Genomic DNA, 21,292 nt, shown 5'->3' on the forward strand with positions numbered 1-21,292 from the left:
GCGCTACGGCGCTCTTTTTGTTTTAATATATCCATATAAAAATAAGCTACTTAAAAACAATGAATCCGCAAAAGATCTCGAAATATGATTATCACAACTATGTCTTGTTCGCATTTTTCTTGCTGACGATCTCAGCGCTTTTTGCCATCTTTAGCTTAGATTTCACCCCAACGGATCACGTCAAAATATGTGCTTTCATTTTAGCAATCGTTATGTATTTGGTGATTTTGATCTACTTTTATATGCTCCATCGACAGGGTGAATGGGTCATTCCCCGCACATGGAAAAATGCAAAGAAAAAACCGAAATTCTATTTCTTACTGCTACTGCCTCTTTTTGCAATTTTGATTTGTTATTTGAATCTGGTGTTTTATCCCCCTCTACTGCATACCCTTGTTTTTGGTACACCTAGTGTCGTGACCGTTGAGACAAGTGCAGTGAAAGAGCAGACATATAAACATGGCGTCAGCTATTTTTTGGATACAGCGTATGATGGATCTGGTATTTTTCGACTCAGTTCAAATGAATATGAACACTATAAAAATCAGGTTTTACAGATAAAGCTGTCCGTCATCCAAGGGCAATTTGGGACTTACATCAAAAAGATCGAATCCATCCAAATTGTCAAAGCAACACAGAATAAATAGCACCCAAGGCTTGATTTATCCTTCTAGAAGCCTTACTTCTACAAATAACACAGGAAATAAATCGGCAGACCGACATGACATTAGAAAAGGCAACCTTGCCTGTTCCAGAATTTGACCAAATTACCCTTGCAGACCTAAAACAAAAGATTGAACAGAGCATTGCCCAAGGTCAGGCATTTTTAAAAGAATTAACCGCTGTACCTGAATCTGTACAAGCACAGCTACAGGTACTCGAACACGTCGATACCCTTGAAAATAACATGAGTGAAGTATGGGGCGTACTTTCGCACCTGAATGCCGTGATGAACAATGCTGAAACTCGCGAAGTTTATCAGTCTTTACTCCCTGCTTTAAGTGAATACTACACCGCGCTTGGTCAACATACGGCGCTTTATCAAACTTATCAGCATGTGCATGATGCACCGGTATTTACTGACCTGCCTGCAGCACAGCAAAGCGCGATTAAACTTGCACTACGAGACTTCAAACTTTCAGGTGTCGCTTTAGAAGGTGAAGCGAAAAAACGTTATGCAGAAATTTCCGCACGTTTATCTCAGCTATCTTCAGATTTTTCCAATCATGTATTGGATGCGACTCAAGCCTACTTCAGACCATTAAATGAGGATGAACTGGCAGGCTTATCGGCAAACAATATTGGACTGCTCAAACAGTATGGCCAACAGCATAAATTGGATCAGCCCGTAGCCACCCTGGATTTCCCATCCTATTTAGCCATTATGACCCATTCAGAAAACCGCAGTCTGCGTGAGGAAATCTATAAGGCCTATACCACACGTGCATCAGATCAGTCCGACAAGTCTGAATTTGACAATACAGCTGTGATGGAAGAAATCCTGAATCTGCGTCAGGAAATGGCTGTGCTCCTCGGCTTTAACAACTATGCTGAATATTCACTGGCCAGCAAAATGGCACCAAGTGTTGACGCCGTAGATGAGTTTTTACGTGATCTGGCTGAGCATGCGCGTGCGCCTGCTGAAAAAGAGATTGCCGAGCTGAAAGCAATTGCAGCAGAAGATGGTATTACCGAGCTGCAACCTTGGGACAGCAGTTATTATTCTGAAAAGCTGAAAATGCAGCAGTTCAACCTGTCACAGGAAGCACTGAAACCTTATTTTCCGACCCCAAAAGTAATTCAAGGTCTATTCAGCATTGTGAACCGTCTGTATGGCATTCAGGTCATCGAACGTGAAGCTCCGCTTTGGCATCCGGATGCACATTATTTTGAACTGGAAGATCAGGGTGAAGTCATCGGTGGTTTCTACTTTGACCTGTATGCCCGTCAAGGTAAACGTGGTGGTGCCTGGATGAGTGGTTTCCGCTCTCGCATGCGTACCCATGACGGCTTACAAAAGCCCATCTGTTATATGGTCGGCAACTTTACCCCACCGGTCGGCGACAAACCCGCCCTGCTAAGCCATGATGAAGTGATTACCCTGTTCCATGAATTTGGTCATGGTCTGCATCATATGCTGACTGAAGTAGACAATATCTCTGTTGCCGGTACACATGGTGTGGCTTGGGATGCAGTTGAGTTACCAAGTCAGTTCATGGAATTCTGGGCCTGGGATCAGGACAGTCTAAATTTGCTCAGCGAGCATATAGAAACCAAAGAAGTCCTACCAGCAGATCTGCTGAAAGCCCTGCTAGATGCCCGCTTCTTCCAGTCAGGCATGCAAACATTGCGTCAATTCGAGTTTGCCCTGTTCGATCTGACCATTCACCGTGCCAATCCAGCGCTGAATGCTGAACAGGTTCAGGCGACCCTGAGTGAGATCCGAGACAAATATGCCGTGTTGCCAACGACACCGTATAACCGTTTCCAGCATAGCTTTAGCCATATCTTTGCAGGTGGCTATGCTGCCGGATATTATTCTTACAAATGGGCAGAAGTATTGGCCAGTGATGCCTTTGACCGTTTTGAAACAGAAGGCATTTTCAATACGGACACGGGTCACGCTTTCCGCAAGAACATTCTAGCAGTTGGTGGAAAAGACACTGCACTGGAGGCATTTGTGAACTTCCGAGGCCGTGAGCCAAAAATTGATGCTCTACTACGTCATCAAGGTTGGACGAATACATTAAAAAATGCTTAAACTAACGGTTTAAATTAATCAACAGGTGAGTATGATGACCATCAAACGTCGTTTCATTGCAGGTGCTAAATGTCCGAAATGTCAGGCGATGGATCGGATTGTCATGCTGACCTCCGGCGAGAATGAATGGATTGAGTGTATTGAATGTGGCTATGAGGAAAACCGTCCAACCCACGTTGAGCAACCTGAAGCTCCTGCTGTACCTGATGAAGTGGGTGTGATTCAGTTTAAACCGCGTTAAGTATAGAAAAATAAATAAGGTTGAACATATGAGTGTAGAGCAAAGGCATAGTTCTAAACTTTTAGTGGGGATTATTGGGGCTTTAGTTACTGTCGTGATTCTGGTATTTGCTTATCAGTGGTTCAGTGCATCTTCATCTCAGGAAATACCTGAACAGGAAACTGTAACAGTTACTCCTGCTCGAGAGCCTATTAAGACTGAGGCAACGGCTCAAGTAGCTCCAATTGAAACAGAAGCAAATCTTGCCAATCGATTGGTACAGGACGAGCTCATTAAAGCTCCAGTACCTGAAAACCCTGCACTGGCCAAAGAGGAAATCTCCCGTCTGGAAGATATCCAGTCACAGCTAGATGAGCAAAAAATCATGCTAGATGCTCAGCACAAAGATGCCGATGAACTGATCAGGCTGAAGGAAGAACAGATCAAGCTGCTGGAAGCCCAACTTGGAGAAAAATCATAATTTTTGATCAAATAGTTCGCTAGAATATTTCACAATCTTCTAACGATGCTTTTTCTTATGCCCAGCGCACTCCCTTCTGATCTGATTAAAGCCATCCTTTTGCTCACCTGCTCGGCTTTGCTGTTCTCTATGATGGGAGTGTGTATTCGTTATGCTTCACATACGGTTGATAACGCGACTGTCGTATTTTTCCGTAATGCGGTGGGTATGTTGTTATTCCTACCTTTGCTGCTCAGTAAAGGTATTGGTTTCTTTAAAACTGAAAAGTTATGGATGCATGTCTGGCGTTCTGTGGTGGGTTTAATGGCAATGTATGGTTTCTTCTATGCCATTGCCCATCTCAAGCTGTCTAATGCCATGGTGTTTACCTATTCCTCTCCAATTTTCATTCCCTTCATTGCCTGGCTATTTTTAAAAGAAAAGATCATCAAAGCGATGCTGCTTGCCGCTGCTATCGGATTTATTGGTGTCTTGTGTGTAACAAAGCCAGATTCGGGGCTGTTTAATCTCATGTCAGTGATTGGACTCGGTGCCAGCTTTTTAGCGGCTATGGCTTTTGTCACTGTACGTGCGCTGACAGATACTGAACCACCAGAACGGATCGTGTTCTATTTTTGCTTTATTGGCACACTGGTTTCAGTGATTCCGATGTTCTGGCACTGGCGCCCTTATCATCTAACTGAACTAGCTTATCTGATTGCAGCAGGCGTTTTGGCTAATATTAGCCAGATCCTGATGTCCAATGCCTACAAGCTGGCACCTGCCGGACAGATCGGACCTGTCAACTATGTGGCGATCATCTTTGCCGGAATTTGGGGCTATATCTTCTGGAAAGAAATCCCCGATCTTATGAGCCTGCTTGGACTGGCTCTGATTTTCTCAGCCATTTTACTGTGTAGCCCCCTATTACAAAACCACTTTAAACGAAATCATCCGTCCTCTTAAAGGCAGCAATAAAAAAGCACCCGTAGGTGCTTTTTTAATATCCGGTGTTAGTGATACCAGCCGAACAGCTTGAATAGGTAGGGTACATAGGCAATGATCAGCATTGCTGGCAGTAATACAATTACTGGTAGAATCCAACGCTCATAGCGGTAATAGAAGGACAAATGTCGTACCTCTGCATCTGCTTCTGCCACTTCAGCATCGCCAATCGACTGCCGGGCCAGCAGATGATTCAGTGCTACTGGTGGCGTCACATACCCTAGTTCAAAGCCAATCAGGGTGATCATCCAGAAATGTACCGGATGAATACCATATTGGTACGCTACGGGTGCTACCGTTGCGGAAATCAGAATCACGGCGCCGAACGGATCCATGATCATGCCCACAAAGATCATCAAACCAACAATCATGGTAATGACCAGAATCGTGCTGTTTATATCTGTCGGAAAAGCTTCCATGATTTCCAGACGTTCCAGCAAACCGCCAACGCTGACAGACAAAGCCATCAAAATGACCAGTGCACCGATATGCCCGACCGTTTCGCTGCTGGAGATATGCATGGATTTCCAGAAACCGAACTGACGTAAGGATGAACCAGGTGACGATTCAGGCTGTGCCGCTGTACCACCAATTCCATTCAGATTCATATTGAGACTTTCATCCCAATGTCCTACTGGTGGTATTGGTGCAGGCTGATGGCGCAGTTTGTCATACAGTACAATCATTAACAGGATGACTGGCATCATCACTGGTGCAGTGAACTCGTTCAGATTGGTCGACAATGCATATTTGTAAAACATCCAGATCAGTACAAAGATCACGATGTATGGAATCACAGCCAGGAAGGCACGACCTGATTGTGGTGCTGCTACGCCTGCTGGGGCAATACGGAACTTGCTTTCAGCAAAAAACAGTGAAATTACCAGGAACAGGGTCGAACTTAGTAAGAATACATACACACCGTAGTGATACAGCAAGTCTGTCGTTACTTCTTTATTTAATGAGGCTACAACCACAATTAATAGACATGGACGTAATACGACACCCAGAGAACCCGACATGGCAGTAGCTGCCAAGGCAAACTGACGGCGACCACCGGCATTCCAGACTTCCTTATAGATAATCGCACCAGCAGCAATCACGAAGATCCCTGATGCCCCGGTATAAGCGGTTGGCAATGCAGCTGCCAACAGGATTAACCAGGTCAGGGTTTCCGGTGCCAGATTCCATGGACGCAGAATATTCAGGAACATATCCACGACACGGGTCTGTTTCAGCAACATGCCGGCCCAGATAAACAGCGCCAGGTTCAGGAAGATGCTAGAGAACTCGACCAGCTGACCTAGATAAATCCCTTGCCCCATTGGATAATCCATGAAGAAGGTAAAGTTAATCCCGGTACTGATGGCCATATAGGCATACAGCGGTACGCTCAGGAAAGCCAGACCAAAACTGCCGCCTTCACGGGTAGGCTTCGGCAACTTAATCACCTGGAACAAGCTGATCAGGGTTAAGGTGCTAAACAGAATCATCCACAGCCAGTAGATGTATTTCATCTCTCCCATGGCCACGCCAGAGTTCAGTACTGACTGATACTGGCTATAAGATGAGAATGCCAGGAAGGCATTAGCGACGAGCATAGCCAGTGTATAGACCCGGAAATCAATTTTGGTGGCTGGGCTGCGCAGGCCAATATGATGGGTTTTCAAGGTCGCACTGATGGCAGCAAATACCACCATAATCACCAGCAGCAATGCACGGTTTTCCACACCAAACTTGAACAGACCAAAGAAACTGGTTTCAAAGCTACGGTAAGCACGAATACTCGGATGAGCATTGATATGATTTATGGCTTGGGTATAAAAAGCATGAGACTCTTCACAAACCTGTTGCGCCTGCATGACTGCTGCACGTACATCCGCCTCGGAACGCACGCCAAAAAAATCGGCATATTCATCGGCAGCATCAGCTTTCATCTGCTGTTGGACACGGCTATCGACATCGATGTTCCGTTCACATTGCGGTCGGGTTGGTTCAGCACGTAGGAATGAATACTGCATCCCCGTAGCTGGGTCGCCATAAAGCCGTTCACCCATGCGCAGCAATTGCCCATGGATCATTTCACCCGTACCAATGACAAGAGTCAGTAACAGCAAGACCAGTACGACAAATGTCGAGATCCATTCTGTCCAGATATAACGCAACAGACCTAGTCCCGATCTGTTTTCAGCATCATTTTGCATGTGTATTCCTATTGTTATTCTCTGGGAATGTCCACCATACTTGGCTTCACTTTCCCTTTGTCTTGTAAGTCCGATTTACAGACCAATCTGATTATTATGCTTCTGACTCTGCACCAGACTGTGCGAAATGAAAATGACAATTTGCATTTTCTTTTTTGTTATTTATGCCAACTGCATCATTGATCCAGCCAGTAATTACCAATGATATATAGATTGGCCACTACAATCCCCCAGATCACCCCCAGCAAATGCGCTTCAACCAGTACCGGACTACCAATCAATTGGGCCGTGCCCTCACTGCCGATGGTATTTTCCCAGACCAGCTTGGCAAAAATCAGAAACAATACCAAAGCTGCAAAACTGCGTTCTTTCTTATACAACAGATGCACACAGGCCACGGCGGCATACGCACCATGCAAGACACCCGACAGTCCAGCATAAGCCTCGATATCTGGCAGGAAATAATAAAAGCTAAGACTGATCAGCGGAGGCAAGACCAGTAGAATACTGACGAAGTTCCACACCGAAACACGTGGAAAGATAAAGGGCAAGCAGATAAAGGCCAGCATATTCAGGAAATAGTGTGTCCAGCCAACGTGCACCCAATGTGCCGTCCACAGCCGCCAGGGCTCACTTATCAGGCTAGCTTGCCAAAAGATAAAATTATCTTTAAAAATCTGCAGCCATGCGCAGAAAGCAACAAAGACTGCCAGAAAGACAATCTTGTTACGAAGATAGTGATCATGCATCTGCATCGCTTAGTCCCTTAACGTATGTCAATTTAGGTCCGCCTTAACGTACGGACCTGACTGGATCAGGAATCCGCATTAAACAGATCATCAAGGTCAGATGCTGTATCCGCTTCATCCCAGAAACGTTGCATGCCATCGTCTCCAGTGCGAACGCCGGTATGCTCGGTCCAGTAACGGTCTGCAATGCCACCCACCATAATCGAAGCCATACTGTCGATCAGCTTGAATTGTGGATTGACCGGTTTTTCATCAGAACGTGCCTGTGCAAAAGTTTTCAGCGCATCACGCAACTTGGCATCATCACCTGATGCCTGAGCAGCTACAGCATAAAGTGCATGTGATAAACGTACACCTTTCTGTTCACCAATCTGGGTCGACTGTTTCAAGGTCTGATATGGATCCGGCTTGCCATCACCTGCGCCTGGCAACAAGGTCCAGATCACGGCACGTGTAGCATTTGGTGCACCCCAGAATTTTTCATTGTTCAGACAGGTCATCCCGCGTTCTACCACAGCAGCGATGTCCTTCGGTACCTGCACCGCTCCACCCGAGTTAATATCATTGGTCATGGCTTGTAGGCCACTGAGCATGCCCAGCAGATAGACAGTCTGTTCTGTATCACCCTTCAAGGTTGGGCAACTCTCACCCAGCGCGACATTATATTTTTTCTCGTAACGCTTCTGGAACATCTGGTAACCGTTATATTGACGCTGTGCAGCCAATGCTGCCCAACGTTTCTGCTCTACGCGAGCATCCTGCGCCTCAGTAACCTGATTGGCTTTAGATGCACGCATATAGCGTAGTTCGGCATCTAGCGCTTTCTGCTCCGCACAAATACCGGCTGCAGAGTACATCAGTACGGCAACACGGGTTGGATCTGCCCCCATCTCCTTGGTTGACATGATCGCTGGTGTTAAGGCATTGCCTGAATTACACACCATTTCTGCATCATCCATCGCCAGAATTGGTGGCACTATATGTTTTTCAGTGAAACCCAGCGCCACATTGGCACCCGTTTTAACCACCTGTGAGCAACCTGTTAAAGCCGTTGTTGTTATTACTATGGCCGCCATACCCTGGCATATTTGTTGGACTTTTGACATTTTCCTGTCCTCTATAATTGTGATTATGTCCATGCTGCTAAACATAGCAGATGAACTATATGAATTAAAGAGTATTTACTCTAAATTAGATGAGTCACTTTGCCATTGATTACCGGTTCTGCAATTGACTTGATCGAAAGAAATACTGAATTTTGGGCAAAAAAAAGTAGCATTGCGACGGTTCAGCACATGCTACTTATTAACTGGGAAAGCTTTAACTTATCGTTTTAGCTTATTAATGTGATTGAGTTGAAATTTGTTCCCTAACTATAGTGCCGAGTCGTCCAATGACCAGTGCCAGAATTACCGCGATTACTGGAAATATCCACGTTGGAAATTCCATATTAATCTCCTCTGTTGACTTCGGTGATTCAAATGTACCTGTTTAAAATAAAAGCAATTAAGAAAATTGTCAGACAATTCAAATATTTTCCAAAGAATTATGTGAATTGTCTGACAAAGGATCAGTATATAAAGATAAGAATTTGAAAAATATATAATTTTAATTTTAATTTTAATTTTGATGAAAATACCGATTGTCTGGCAATCAGATCATTTTCGTAAGGACTTTCAATGACTTCCATTGTTGTGTTGGTAACTGGTCACACCAGATCAGCAATGGCGGTACTTTGGCATGCTGAAAATACACCACCAGATAAGCTTGGTGATCAATCACATGACTGATCTGGGCACGCTGTATGCGCTGATCATGATGGGTAATGCTCCATTCCCGACCATCCAGATATTCAAACTGGGCGATCTGCGGACGCTTGCGATAAAACAGATGATAGATGATCAGTCCTGCAACCAGACAGATTCCCCATAGCCATAAGGGCAATAACTGGTACATCACAAACATCAACACAATAAAAATGAAAAACTGAAACGCAAGTGCAAGCAGGCTGCGTTTCAGCTGATAACAACGATTATCCATGAACGTAGTGTTTAAGCTTGTTAATAAACTCACGTAATTCAGGACGTGGCGGTTCGGATACTTCCATAAACCAGTCCAGCAGGTCCGGGTCTTCTTGCGCTACGAGTTCAGCAAACATTTCTTTTTCAAATGGGTCTGCTGTCAAATAGCAGTTTTTGACATAGGGATCAAAATACACATCCAACTCTTTAAGACCACGACGTGCGCGGTAAATCACTTTACGCTCTTCCAGGCTGATGTCTTCAGTCATCATATTTCCCCAACGTGTTAAAAACATGAGTAGTTTACCTAAGCGCCAAGTAATTTTCGAGGGAATTGGCGGAAAGCATCAGCATTATCTGTATTTTGTACATTTCGCACATTGTCCCCAGATAGACCCTGCCCTTATGTTCATGAGAACAATAACCAGAACAAGGAATCCTGATCATGCAATCTGCTGCGATTCGACCAATGTCGCATCTTTTACCGCGTACTTTGTTTAATGCTGAGCATGATGCTTTCCGCGAGACGGTGCGCAAATTCTATCAAAAGGAAGTCATTCCGCATACCGAACGCTTCGAACAGCAACAACACGTAGATCGCGAACTATGGAATAAGGCAGGAAGCCTAGGGCTACTCTGCCCGACTTTACCAGAACAATATGGTGGTTCAGGTGTGGATCGGCTTTACAGTATGATTCTGATTGAAGAACAAGCTTATGCCGGTGATTCAGCGACCGGTTTTTCCCTACATTCCGATATCGTCGCGAATTATATTCTGAATTTCGGCAATGAAGCCCAGAAACAGCAATGGCTAGCAAAAATGGCCAGTGGCGAAGTGATTACTGCGATTGCGATGACTGAACCCGGCACAGGTTCAGATCTTCAGGCTGTACGCACCAGTGCCGTGTTGGAGGGTGATGAGTATGTGATTAATGGCTCGAAAATATTTATCACCAACGGCTATCTTTGCGATATGGCAATTGTAGTGTGTAAAACAGGCGATAGTGACAAAGGCTCAGCTAATCTTTCATTGATCATGGTAGAAGCTGACCGTGCTGGTTTTAGTAAAGGCAAACCGCTAAATAAAATCGGCATGAAAGGCCAGGATACCTGTGAACTATTCTTTGATAACGTGCGTGTTCCTAAAGAAAATTTATTGGGTATGCCCGGTATGGGTTTTATGATGCTGATGAAAGAACTGGCCTGGGAACGCCTGATTGTGGCAATGATCTGTCAGGCAGGCGCTGAAGCTGCTTTTGCACATACGGTGAAATACACTAAGGAACGTCAGGCTTTTGGCAAACCTATCTCAGCATTTCAGAACACTCGTTTTAAGCTGGCGGAACTACGTACTGAAATCGAAATCTGTCGAGCTTATCTGGATTGTTGTATGCAACAACAGTTACAGCAACAGCTAGGCGTAGATGCAGCTGCTGCCGCAAAATACAAAATTTCAGAAATGTTCAGTAAGGTAGTCGATGAATGTCTGCAACTACATGGTGGATATGGCTATATGCTGGAATATCCAATTGCTCGTGCCTACATCGATCATCGTGCGAACCGTATATATGCTGGAACCAATGAAATCATGAAAGAATTGATCTCACGAGCAATTTAATTAAGATCATATAAACAGATAACAAAAGGAGCATTTAATGCTCCTTTTCTATAGGTTCAGATATTAAGATACTAGACGTGGTTTAACTTTTTTGCCGTTAACTTTTCCCTGTTCAACTTTAGATTTAAACTGAAGAATATCATCCTCGAAAGTTGCAGTTTTAAGATCTTTACGGTCAGCTAAATAATTATTGCTGACACGCCAAGGGCCATGCTTACCTTGTTTTGGCATGACGTTTGCGGCACGGGCAATATAACCTGAGGTCAGGCTACCCATCACCGTATCTTCGAGTAACTCTGCAGCATTACCTTCGGGTAATACCTCATCAAAACCGTTCATATCCATATAGTTCAGCAGACGGCAGATATATTCGGCTGCGATGTCTACTTTCAGTGTCCAAGATGCATTGATATAGCCAATAATCAGCGCCATATTCGGAATATCACTCACCATCACGCCGCGATACAGCATATGTTTGGAAGTATCGATGGGCTTGCCATCGATGGAAGCCTGCATCCCACCCAAAATCTGAATATTTAATCCTGTTGCTGATACGATAATATCGGCATCAAGATGTTTACCGGATTTAAGCCGAATACCGGTTTCAGTAAATCTCTCGATATGGTCAGTTTCTACCGATGCACGACCTTCACGTAAAATTTTGAATAAATCTCCATCCGGTACCACGCACAGACGCTGATCCCAAGGCTCATAGTCCGGGGTAAAGTGTTTCATATCCACCTTACCCTTAAGTTGGAACTTCACCGCATTTAAAAGCAGCTTTTTAAGCAATTTTGGCTGTTTTTGTGCCAGCGCATAAATCCCGCGCTGCATACCAATGTTTCGTGCACGGGTAAGCTTATAAGCAATATCTTCAGACAGATACTTACGCATCTTGTCATAGACCATATCAATGGATGGTACCGAAGCAATATAAGTCGGTGAACGCTGCAACATAGTCACATGGCCTGCTCCACCTTTGACCATCGCTGGAACTAACGTAATAGCAGTTGCACCACTACCAATAATTACCACTTTTTTACCGCTATAATCGAAGTTCTCAGGCCAATGTTGCGGATGAATAAAAGTTCCTTTAAATGCATCTTGATTTGGAAATTCTGGTTGAAAACCTTGGTCATAATTATAATAACCAGTACAACCCAAAACAAAATTCGCTACCCAAGTTTCATTCTTACCTTGAGCATTTTCGATTTTCACTGACCATTTATGCGTATGCGTATCATAATTGGCATTTAAAACACGGTGCTGATAATGAATTCTGGATTCAAGTTGGCATTCTTCTACTACTTCAGACAGATAGTTCTTAATTGATGCACCGTCAGCCAACACGCTGGCTTTTTTCCAAGGTTTAAAATTAAAGCCGAAAGTCGACATATCAGAATCTGAACGGATGCCCGGATATTTAAATAAATCCCAAGTACCACCTACGCTTTCCCGACGTTCAATAATTTCAAAAGAACGCTTCGGACAATTTTTAGAAAGATGTACTGCTAAACCAATTCCCGAGATCCCCGCACCCACAATTAAGATATCAACCTGTTTTTCCATATTCTTCTTTTAACCCAAGTTTGTCATTTATTTTATTAAAGCACAAAACTGACAATACTCCATGTCAAGTTTGTATGTTTGCCCTATTTTTTTTATCTTTTGGGGACATTTTTATAGCTAAACCGATAATCAATTTATAAAAAGATAAGTTTTAGGCATCAAAAAAGGCCGGTTTATTCAACCGACCTTTCCGAACAACGTTTGCTGCTCTTCACGAAATTAGTTAACTTCGCGATCTACTAGCTCAACGTAAGCCATCGGTGCAGCATCACCTGCACGGAAGCCCGCTTTAAGAACACGTAGATAACCGCCGTTACGCTCTTTGTAACGAGGGCCAAGAACGGTAAATAATTTACCAACAGTTGCAGCTGAACGAGTACGAGCAAACGCCAAACGACGGTTTGCTACTGTATCGACTTTAGCTAAAGTGATTAAAGGCTCAGCAACACGGCGTAATTCTTTTGCTTTAGGCACAGTTGTTTTGATCAACTCGTGCTCGAACAAAGAGTTAGCCATGTTTTGGAACATCGCTTTACGATGACTGCTTGTACGGCCTAATTTCACACCACTATTACGATGACGCATGGTGATAGTCCTACTTAATTAACGGCTACGATAGGCGAAACGATCGTCCATACGGAGACTAGCTGGTGGCCAGTTCTCTAAACGCATGCCGAGTTGTAAGCCTTTAGAAGCCAGAACATCTTTGATCTCAGTAAGCGATTTTTTACCCAGGTTAGGAGTTTTAAGCAACTCAACCTCAGTACGCTGTACAAGATCACCAATGTAGTAAATGTTTTCTGCTTTCAAACAGTTAGCAGAACGAACAGTTAGCTCTAGATCATCCACTGGACGAAGCAAAATCGGATCAACTTCTTCACGAGGTTCTTGAGCAACAGGAGCTTGATCTTTCTGAAGGTCAACAAAGATTGCAATTTGTTGTTGCAAGATTGTTGCCGCTTTGCGGATTGCTTCTTCAGGATCAACTGTACCGTTAGTTTCAAGATCAATGATCAGTTTATCAAGGTCAGTACGTTGTTCTACACGAGCATTTTCAACTGTGTAAGACACACGTTTGATCGGGCTGTAAGAGGCATCTAACTGTAAACGACCCACTGGGCGAGTCTCGCCTTCTGGGAAACGTGAGTCAGAAGTCTCGTAGCCACGACCTTGAGCCACTTTCAGGCGCATCTTAAGATTGCCTGAAGCACTTAATGTGCCGATCAAGTGTTCAGGGTTAACCACTTCAACATTATGAGGTAAACGAAGGTCAGCCGCAGTTACATCGCCTGGGCCTTGTTTCTCTAATGTTAAATAAGCTTCATTTTGATCGAACAGCTTAATAGACAATCCTTTTAGGTTCAGCAAGAGCTCGACGATGTCCTGCTGCAAGCCTTCCAAAGTACTGTACTCGTGCTCAACACCTTCAATCTCAACTTCAACCACAGCAGCGCCAGGCAAAGAAGACAGAAGGATGCGACGTAAAGCATTGCCCAGAGTATGACCAAAGCCACGCTCTAAGGGTTCTAGAATAACTTTTGCCGAGGTCCCGCTTGCCGCTTCGACCTTGATCGCTTGCGGAGTTAGAAACTCATTTGCAGTACGCGTCATATTGCTACCTCAAGGATTATTTAGAATACAATTCTACAATCAAGCTTTCGTTGATTTCAGCAGGTAAATCAGAACGATCCGGTGCAGCTTTGAACGTACCTTCTAGTTTAGAATGATCTACTTCCATCCAAGAAGGAATGCCACGTTGAGCAGCTAATTCAATTGCGTTTTTGATACGTAATTGTTGTTTAGCGCCTTCGTGAACTGCAATCACGTCACCAGCTTTAACTTGGATAGACGCGATGTTAACGCGACGGCCATTTAAAGTGATTGAACGGTGAGATACTAACTGACGAGCTTCAGCACGTGTAGAACCAAAACCCATGCGATAAACAACGTTATCAAGACGGCTTTCAAGTAACTTTAACAAGTTCTCGCCAGTTGCGCCTTTAACACGAGCTGCTTCTTTATAGTAGTTACTAAATTGACGCTCTAAAACACCGTACATACGACGTACTTTTTGTTTTTCACGTAATTGTAGTGAGTACTCAGATTGTTTGCTGCCACGCGCACCACCGTGTTGGCCAGGCGCTTTAGCATGTTTTTTAGTCTTAACGTCAAATGGTTTAACGCCAGATTTTAATTGCAGGTCTGTCCCTTCGCGGCGAGAGAGTTTGCATTTTGGACCAATATAACGAGCCATGAATGTTTCTCCTTACACGCGACGTTTTTTAGGTGGACGGCAACCGTTGTGAGGAATTGGAGTCACATCGGTAATGCTATTAATTTTATAACCCACTGCACCTAAAGCACGAACCGCAGATTCACGACCTGGACCAGGGCCTTTAACAAGGACGTCCAAGTTTTTCAAACCGTAATCCAAAGCTGCTTTACCAGCAACTTCAGCAGCTACCTGAGCAGCGAACGGAGTTGATTTACGTGATCCACGGAAGCCTTGTCCACCTGAAGTGGCCCAAGCCAGTGCATTACCTTGACGATCGGTAATAGTCACAATGGTGTTATTAAAAGAAGCGTGAATGTGTGCAACACCTTCAGAGACGGTACGAGTGACCTTCTTGCGTGTGCGAGTATCTTTAGCCATCTTTTAGCTTCCAGAAATCTTATTTCTTAATTGGTTTGCGCGGACCTTTACGGGTACGTGCGTTAGTTTTGGTGCGTTGACCGCGGACAGGCAAGCTGCGACGATGACGAAGACCGCGGTAGCAGCCTAAATCCATTAAACGTTTGATGTTCATGGAAATTTCGCGACGTAAATCACCTTCGGTCGGAACCTTGGCAACTTCTGCACGAATCGCATCAAGCTGAGCGTCATCTAATTCACGGATCTTAGTCGTTGGAGCAATACCTGCAGCAGCTAAGATAGCTTTTGAAGTATGGCGACCAATACCAAAGATATACGTTAGAGAGATAACAGCATGCTTGTTATCCGGAATGTTTACACCGGCAATACGAGCCATTCAATTTTCTCCAAAAAGGCAGTAGAGATAATCAACCGCCCCACAAAAATCTTGAGGGGCGGATAATAACCTAATTCGCCTACTGAAATCAACAGGTCTTGATCAGATTAACCTTGACGCTGCTTATGACGAGGTTCTGCGCTACAAATTACGCGGATAACCCCATTACGACGGATAACTTTACAGCTACCACAAATTTTCTTTACAGAAGCTTGTACTTTCATGATGAAACCTCTAAGTGCGCTATCCCTTAGGATGAGCAGTCGTTTTTCTCATTAATGTTTGATTGTCATACTGGTGCGAAGTGAGATGTGCTTGTAGCTGAGCCATAAAGTCCATCACCACCACTACCACGATTAGCAACGATGTTCCGCCCAAGCTGAATGGAATACCAAACGAGCTTTGCAGGATCATCGGCATTAAACAGATGACAGTGATGTAAATCGCGCCAATGAAGGTCAAACGATTGAGAATATGATCTAAGTAACGAGCAGTTTGCTCACCTGGACGAATACCAGGCACGTAAGCTCCGCTGCGTTTCAAGTTTTCTGACACTTCTTTTGGGCTAAATACTAGCGCAGTATAGAAGTAACAGAAAAAGATAATTAACGCACCAAAGAGCACCAAATACAACGGCTGACCAGGCGACAACACCAATGCCAAATCTTGCAGACTACGCTTGATAATTCCTGCATCAGGATCTGCACTGCCAACCCACTGACCTAAGCTCGCAGGGAACAAAAGCAATGAACTTGCAAAAATTGCAGGAATCACACCAGCCATATTAATTTTTAATGGCAAATGTGTCTGCTGTGCAGTAAATACGCGACGACCCTGCTGCTTCTGAGCATAGTTCACCGGAATACGACGTTGCGCCTTCTCGATAAACACAATTGCTGCAAGCACGGCGATGGATAACAATGCGAATATCGCCAGACCAATAAGACTAGACTGACCATTATCGACAGAAGTCAGGGACTGCATAACCAAAGTTGGCAGACCTGCAACAATACCTGCGAAGATGATCATGGAAATACCATTCCCCACCCCACGCTCGGTAATCTGTTCACCCAACCACATCAGGAACATGGTCCCCGCAACCAATGAGGTTACCGCAGGAACATAAAAAGCCAGACCAGAGGTCAGGGTAATTCCCTGGCTGATCAAGCCCGCGCACATACCGACCGCTTGCACAAATGCAAGGAACAGTGTGCCCTGTCGTGTGTATTGATTTATTTTACGTTTGCCTTGCTCGCCTTCTTTCTTTAAAGCTTCCAGCGAAGGAACGACTGTTGACATCAGCTGCACGATAATCGATGCAGAGATGTATGGCATAATCCCAAGAGCAAGAATAGACATTCGCTCCAATGCACCACCAGAGAACATGTTAAACAAACCAAGGATCGTACCTTGGTTTGCATTAAACAAATTCTCCAGCGCAGCATTGTTAATGCCCGGTACTGGAATATGTGCTCCCAGTCGAAACACCAACAACGCACCAATGAGAAACATCATTCGACGAATAATTTCACGGTATTTCACATGAAATGGTTGGCCTTTCATCATGTTGACATGACCTGAAGAACTAGGAGACATAGACACTGGAGATTACTCCTCGACTTTACCGCCAGCAGCTTCAACAGCAGCTTTAGCGCCTTTAGTCAACACAACACCTTGTACAGTGAATGCGCGAGTAATTTCACCAGAAAGTACGATACGTGCACGAGTCATGTCTTTACGTACAACGTTCGCAGCTTTTAAAGTTTCTAGAGACACGATGTCGCCTTCAACTTTAGCAAGCTCAGATAAACGTACTTCAGCAGTTTTCAAAGCCTGTTGGCTAGTGAAACCGAATTTAGGCAAACGACGATAAAGTGCTGTTTGACCGCCTTCGAAACCTGGACGAGTACCACCGCTCTTACGTGAGTTTTGACCTTTGACACCACGGCCACCGGTCTTACCAACGCCAGAACCAATACCACGGCCTAGACGTAGGTTGTCACGCTTAGCACCTTCTGCAGGTGCAATAGTATTTAAACGCAGAGTCATGGCTTATTCCTCTACACTAACCATATAGTAGACTTGGTTGATCATACCACGGTTAGATGGAGTGTCTAACACTTCAACAGTATGACCAATACGACGCAGACCTAAACCTTTAAGGCTCAGCTTGTGATTTTTCAAGCGATGCGATGCAGATTTAGTCTGGGTAACTTTAATCGTTTTCATGATTATTACCCTTGAATTTGTTCTACTGAAAGACCACGTTTCGCAGCAACTTTCTCAGGAGAAGTCATATCACGCAGACCTTTAAAAGTCGCGTTAACTACGTTAGCAGCGTTAGTAGAACCGTAACATTTAGCAAGTACGTTGTGTACACCAGCAGCTTCAAGAACGGCACGCATAGCGCCACCAGCGATTACGCCAGTACCTTCAGAAGCAGGCTGCATGTAAACACGGCTTGCACCGTGACGAGCATTCACAGGGTGTTGTAAAGTCGTACCAGCAAGATCTACAGTGATCATGTTGCGACGAGCAGCTTCAAGTGCTTTAGAAATAGCAGCTGGAACTTCACGTGCTTTACCACGACCAAAACCTACGCGACCATTACCATCACCTACCACAGTCAATGCTGTGAAAGAGAAGATACGACCACCCTTAACAACTTTGGCTACACGATCAACGGCAACCAGCTTTTCAACAAGACCTTCGTTTTGTTCAACTTTAGCCATGATTAGAACTCCAAGCCGTTTTCACGAGCAGCATCAGCCAAGGCTTTGATACGACCATGATATTTGAAACCAGAACGGTCAAATGCAACTTTAGTTACACCAGCTGCCTTAGCGCGTTCTGCGATTAAAGCACCTACTTTTTGAGCTGCTTCAACATTACCAGTTGTACCAGCACGTAGAGTAGCGTCTAGCGTAGAAGCTTGCGCTAATACTTTGCCACCATCTGCTGAGATAACTTGAGCATAGATGTGACGCGGAGTGCGGTTTACACACAAACGAGTCGCACCCAATGCACGGATGTGCAAGCGTGTGCTTTTCGCACGACGCAAACGGGATTGTTTCTTTTCGTTCATAAGAACCTCGCGCCTTATTTCTTCTTAGCTTCTTTACGAAGTACAACTTCGTCAGAATAACGAACACCTTTACCTTTATACGGCTCTGGTGGACGGTAACCACGGATTTCCGCAGCAACTTGACCTAATTTTGCTTTATCAGCAGATTTTAGGATAATTTCAGTCGCTGTAGGAGTTTCTGCAGTTACACCTTCAGGAAGGTTGTAATCAATCGGGTGAGAGAAACCAAGGTTAAGGTTAACAATGTTACCTTTAACCGCAGCTTTATAACCAACACCGATAAGTTGTAACTTACGTTCGAAACCTTCGCTAACACCTTTAACAAGGTTGTTAAGCACAGCGCGAGCAGTACCAGCCTGCATCCAAGCGTCTTTAGATTCAGCTTTAGGAGCAATAACTAGAGTACCGTCTTCCTGTTTTAGCTCGACCAGCGCATGCAGGTTGAAAGACAATGTACCTTTAGTGCCTTTCACTTCGACCTGCCGGCCGTTCTGAGTAACTGCTACACCGTTAGGTACAGTTACTGGGGCTTTAGCCACACGAGACATGAGGAATCACCTATTAAGAAACAAAAGCAATAACTTCACCACCAATGCCTGCAGCACGTGCAGCGCGATCAGTCATGATGCCTTTGCTTGTAGAAACAATTGCAATACCTAAACCTTGCTTAACGCTTGGAAGTGCATCTTTACCGCGATACTGACGTAGACCTGGACGGCTTACGCGTTTCACAGTTTCGATAACTGGTTTGCCTTCAAAATATTTTAACGTAATTGTTAAAGTTGCTTTGCCTTCAACATCAGCAACTTCTACGTTAGAGATGTAACCTTCTTGTTGAAGAACGTTTGCAATAGCAACCTTCAACTTAGAATTAGGCATAGAAACAGTTTGTTTCTTCGCCATTTGTGCGTTACGAACACGTGTTAGCATGTCGGCAACGGTATCTTGCATACTCATTTATAGTGCTCCTTACCAGCTTGCCTTAACAACGCCAGGTACATCACCTTGCATTACTTTTTCGCGTACCATGTTACGGCTTAAACCGAACTTACGGAAGTAACCATGAGGACGACCAGTTAAACCACAACGGTTACGTAGACGTACTGGAGATGCATTACGTGGTAATGCTTGTAATTTCATCATCGCTTCGAAACGTTCTTCGTCTGACGCATTTACGTTAGCAATAACAGCTTTTAATTCAGCACGTTTTGCAGCGTATTTAGCAACAGTAGCTTCGCGTTTCAATTCGCGATTAATCATACCTTTCTTAGCCATTTCGACCTCTTATTTGAACGGGAAGCCGAATGCACGCATAAGCGCACGGCCTTCGTCATCGGTGCGAGCAGTCGTAGTGATGGTAATGTCCATACCACGAATACGGTCAATCTTGTCAAAATCGATCTCAGGGAACATGATCTGTTCTTTAAGACCCATTGAGTAGTTACCACGACCATCAAATGATTTCGCTGAGAAACCACGGAAGTCACGGATACGAGGAATCGCAATAGAGATCAAACGGTCTAAGAATTCGTACATGCGTTCGCCGCGTAAAGTAACTTTACAACCAATCGGCCAACCATCACGGATTTTGAAACCAGCGATAGATTTACGAGCTAACGTAAGTACTGGTTTTTGACCAGCGATAGCTTGCATATCAGAAAGAGCACCATCAAGGAGTTTCTTGTCAGCAGCAGCTGCACCAACACCCATGTTGATAGTGATTTTAGTGATGCGAGGGATCTCCATCACATTCTTAACACCCAATTGTTCTTGTAATTGAGCTTTAAGTTCGTCGTTGTAACGTGCTTTAAGTCTGGCCATTGCCTTTTTCAACCTATTACTTCGCTACCGCCACTGATTCACCATTTGATTTGAATACGCGAGTTTTCACGCCATCAATCACTTGGTAACCAACACGGTCAGCCTTTTGGGTTGTAGCATTAAAAAGTGCCACGTTTGAGATGTGAAGAGAAGCTTCTTGAGTTACGATGCCGCCTTCAGCGCCAGTAGCTCGGTTAGGCTTCTGATGTTTCTTAACTAGGTTAAGACCTTCTACCTTCACTTGGTCATTTGAAACAGACAGAACAGTACCCTGTTTGCCTTTTTCTTTACCTGCGATCACAATTACTTGATCGCCTTTTTTAATCTTAGCCATGATTGCCTCTTATAGAACTTCAGGAGCCAATGAAATAATTTTCATGAACTGTTCAGTACGAAGTTCACGAGTCACTGGTCCGAAAATACGAGTTGCAATCGGCGCTTTGTTGTTGTTCAAAATAACAGCAGCGTTATCGTCGAAACGAATCACTGAACCATCTGGACGACGGATGCCGAATTTAGTACGAACCACAACTGCATTCATCACGTCACCTTTTTTAACACGTGCGCGTGGAATTGCTTCTTTTACAGTAACTTTAATAATGTCGCCAACAGAAGCATAACGACGATGTGAACCACCAAGTACTTTAATACATTGTACGCGGCGAGCACCACTGTTGTCTGCTACGTCGAGCATAGTTTCGGTCTGAATCATTGCCCTACTCCAAAACCGAGCATCACCGGTCGCAAATT

At 44.4% G+C, this 21,292-nt stretch carries 29 protein-coding genes; 6 read left to right on the plus strand and 23 right to left on the minus strand.

The features are described from left to right. The first annotated feature begins 59 nt into the window (after positions 1–59). The 5 genes from F899_RS13485 (at position 60) to F899_RS13505 (ending at position 4,407) form a co-directional block, all read left to right on the plus strand. Positions 60–647, plus strand: a complete 588-nt coding sequence (locus F899_RS13485) for a hypothetical protein (protein ID WP_004896106.1) — start codon at positions 60–62, stop codon at positions 645–647. A gap of 74 nt (positions 648–721) precedes the next feature. Further along, positions 722–2,761, plus strand: a complete 2,040-nt coding sequence (locus F899_RS13490; protein WP_004896108.1) for a M3 family metallopeptidase — start codon at positions 722–724, stop codon at positions 2,759–2,761. Between the two features lie 40 nt (positions 2,762–2,801). Further along, positions 2,802–3,002, plus strand: coding sequence for a YheV family putative zinc ribbon protein (locus F899_RS13495; RefSeq protein WP_171058649.1), 201 nt, complete (start codon positions 2,802–2,804; stop codon positions 3,000–3,002). Between the two features lie 28 nt (positions 3,003–3,030). After that, a complete protein-coding gene (locus F899_RS13500; protein WP_004896113.1) occupies positions 3,031–3,462 on the plus strand; it encodes a hypothetical protein in 432 nt (143 codons plus the stop codon). Positions 3,463–3,519: 57 nt separating this feature from the next. Continuing rightward, on the plus strand, positions 3,520–4,407 hold the full coding sequence (locus F899_RS13505; protein WP_005223335.1) for a DMT family transporter: 888 nt from the start codon (positions 3,520–3,522) through the stop codon (positions 4,405–4,407). Between the two features lie 47 nt (positions 4,408–4,454). On the opposite strand, the gene F899_RS13510 is transcribed toward F899_RS13505, so the two are convergent. The 5 genes from F899_RS13510 to F899_RS13530 all read right to left on the minus strand — a co-directional run bounded on the left by F899_RS13510 (position 4,455) and on the right by F899_RS13530 (position 9,689). Beyond that, positions 4,455–6,650: a TRAP transporter large permease subunit gene (locus F899_RS13510; protein ID WP_004809766.1), complete on the minus strand. Its 2,196-nt coding sequence runs from the start codon at positions 6,648–6,650 to the stop codon at positions 4,455–4,457. 176 nt (positions 6,651–6,826) lie between these two features. Next, positions 6,827–7,405, minus strand: coding sequence for a rhombosortase (gene rrtA / locus F899_RS13515; RefSeq protein WP_004809768.1), 579 nt, complete (start codon positions 7,403–7,405; stop codon positions 6,827–6,829). A gap of 59 nt (positions 7,406–7,464) precedes the next feature. Continuing rightward, on the minus strand, positions 7,465–8,505 hold the full coding sequence (locus tag F899_RS13520) for a hypothetical protein (RefSeq protein ID WP_004809769.1): 1,041 nt from the start codon (positions 8,503–8,505) through the stop codon (positions 7,465–7,467). 547 nt (positions 8,506–9,052) lie between these two features. Beyond that, positions 9,053–9,439 carry a hypothetical protein gene (locus F899_RS13525; protein WP_004809771.1) on the minus strand — a complete coding sequence of 129 codons (387 nt, stop codon included), beginning with the start codon at positions 9,437–9,439 and terminating at the stop codon, positions 9,053–9,055. Continuing rightward, complete coding sequence (locus tag F899_RS13530) at positions 9,432–9,689, minus strand: FAD assembly factor SdhE (protein WP_008302635.1); 258 nt, start codon at positions 9,687–9,689, stop codon at positions 9,432–9,434. The genes F899_RS13525 and F899_RS13530 overlap by 8 nt, the downstream gene beginning before the upstream one ends. A gap of 176 nt (positions 9,690–9,865) precedes the next feature. Between F899_RS13530 and F899_RS13535 the strand changes: the two genes are divergently transcribed. After that, complete coding sequence (locus F899_RS13535) at positions 9,866–11,038, plus strand: acyl-CoA dehydrogenase family protein (RefSeq protein ID WP_004809773.1); 1,173 nt, start codon at positions 9,866–9,868, stop codon at positions 11,036–11,038. Positions 11,039–11,101: 63 nt separating this feature from the next. Here F899_RS13535 and F899_RS13540 read toward each other — a convergent pair whose 3' ends face one another. The 18 genes from F899_RS13540 to rplN form a co-directional block, all read right to left on the minus strand. Further along, a complete protein-coding gene (locus F899_RS13540) occupies positions 11,102–12,607 on the minus strand; it encodes a flavin-containing monooxygenase (protein ID WP_004809775.1) in 1,506 nt (501 codons plus the stop codon). Between the two features lie 219 nt (positions 12,608–12,826). After that, positions 12,827–13,192: a 50S ribosomal protein L17 gene (gene rplQ / locus F899_RS13545; protein WP_004786886.1), complete on the minus strand. Its 366-nt coding sequence runs from the start codon at positions 13,190–13,192 to the stop codon at positions 12,827–12,829. An 18-nt stretch (positions 13,193–13,210) separates the two neighbouring features. Then, positions 13,211–14,218: a DNA-directed RNA polymerase subunit alpha gene (locus F899_RS13550; protein ID WP_004809777.1), complete on the minus strand. Its 1,008-nt coding sequence runs from the start codon at positions 14,216–14,218 to the stop codon at positions 13,211–13,213. A 16-nt stretch (positions 14,219–14,234) separates the two neighbouring features. After that, positions 14,235–14,861, minus strand: a complete 627-nt coding sequence (rpsD, locus tag F899_RS13555) for a 30S ribosomal protein S4 (RefSeq protein ID WP_004809780.1) — start codon at positions 14,859–14,861, stop codon at positions 14,235–14,237. A gap of 12 nt (positions 14,862–14,873) precedes the next feature. After that, a complete protein-coding gene (gene rpsK / locus F899_RS13560; protein WP_001040166.1) occupies positions 14,874–15,260 on the minus strand; it encodes a 30S ribosomal protein S11 in 387 nt (128 codons plus the stop codon). Between the two features lie 19 nt (positions 15,261–15,279). Beyond that, positions 15,280–15,636 carry a 30S ribosomal protein S13 gene (gene rpsM / locus F899_RS13565; RefSeq protein ID WP_004281492.1) on the minus strand — a complete coding sequence of 119 codons (357 nt, stop codon included), beginning with the start codon at positions 15,634–15,636 and terminating at the stop codon, positions 15,280–15,282. Positions 15,637–15,743: 107 nt separating this feature from the next. After that, positions 15,744–15,860: a 50S ribosomal protein L36 gene (rpmJ, locus tag F899_RS13570; RefSeq protein WP_000867907.1), complete on the minus strand. Its 117-nt coding sequence runs from the start codon at positions 15,858–15,860 to the stop codon at positions 15,744–15,746. A 19-nt stretch (positions 15,861–15,879) separates the two neighbouring features. Next, complete coding sequence (gene secY / locus F899_RS13575; protein WP_171056626.1) at positions 15,880–17,199, minus strand: preprotein translocase subunit SecY; 1,320 nt, start codon at positions 17,197–17,199, stop codon at positions 15,880–15,882. 45 nt (positions 17,200–17,244) lie between these two features. Next, on the minus strand, positions 17,245–17,685 hold the full coding sequence (gene rplO, locus F899_RS13580; protein ID WP_004809786.1) for a 50S ribosomal protein L15: 441 nt from the start codon (positions 17,683–17,685) through the stop codon (positions 17,245–17,247). Between the two features lie 3 nt (positions 17,686–17,688). Next, positions 17,689–17,865, minus strand: coding sequence for a 50S ribosomal protein L30 (gene rpmD, locus F899_RS13585; protein WP_004809788.1), 177 nt, complete (start codon positions 17,863–17,865; stop codon positions 17,689–17,691). 5 nt (positions 17,866–17,870) lie between these two features. Then, a complete protein-coding gene (gene rpsE / locus F899_RS13590; RefSeq protein ID WP_004657688.1) occupies positions 17,871–18,368 on the minus strand; it encodes a 30S ribosomal protein S5 in 498 nt (165 codons plus the stop codon). 2 nt (positions 18,369–18,370) lie between these two features. Next, positions 18,371–18,721, minus strand: coding sequence for a 50S ribosomal protein L18 (gene rplR / locus F899_RS13595; protein WP_004281497.1), 351 nt, complete (start codon positions 18,719–18,721; stop codon positions 18,371–18,373). Positions 18,722–18,735: 14 nt separating this feature from the next. Beyond that, a complete protein-coding gene (gene rplF, locus F899_RS13600) occupies positions 18,736–19,269 on the minus strand; it encodes a 50S ribosomal protein L6 (RefSeq protein WP_004809790.1) in 534 nt (177 codons plus the stop codon). Positions 19,270–19,282: 13 nt separating this feature from the next. Further along, the gene (rpsH, locus tag F899_RS13605; protein WP_004809793.1) at positions 19,283–19,678 is read right to left on the minus strand and encodes a 30S ribosomal protein S8; all 396 of its coding nucleotides are present in this window, start codon (positions 19,676–19,678) and stop codon (positions 19,283–19,285) included. Positions 19,679–19,690: 12 nt separating this feature from the next. Further along, positions 19,691–19,996, minus strand: a complete 306-nt coding sequence (gene rpsN / locus F899_RS13610; RefSeq protein WP_004809795.1) for a 30S ribosomal protein S14 — start codon at positions 19,994–19,996, stop codon at positions 19,691–19,693. Between the two features lie 9 nt (positions 19,997–20,005). Further along, positions 20,006–20,542, minus strand: a complete 537-nt coding sequence (gene rplE, locus F899_RS13615; protein ID WP_004809796.1) for a 50S ribosomal protein L5 — start codon at positions 20,540–20,542, stop codon at positions 20,006–20,008. A 16-nt stretch (positions 20,543–20,558) separates the two neighbouring features. Next, the gene (rplX, locus tag F899_RS13620; protein WP_004809797.1) at positions 20,559–20,876 is read right to left on the minus strand and encodes a 50S ribosomal protein L24; all 318 of its coding nucleotides are present in this window, start codon (positions 20,874–20,876) and stop codon (positions 20,559–20,561) included. 9 nt (positions 20,877–20,885) lie between these two features. Further along, a complete protein-coding gene (rplN, locus tag F899_RS13625; protein ID WP_001982634.1) occupies positions 20,886–21,254 on the minus strand; it encodes a 50S ribosomal protein L14 in 369 nt (122 codons plus the stop codon). Positions 21,255–21,292: the final 38 nt, after the last annotated feature.

Origin of the sequence: Acinetobacter sp. CIP 101934 (assembly GCF_000369585.1) — a bacterium.
Taxonomy (GTDB): domain Bacteria; phylum Pseudomonadota; class Gammaproteobacteria; order Pseudomonadales; family Moraxellaceae; genus Acinetobacter; species Acinetobacter schindleri.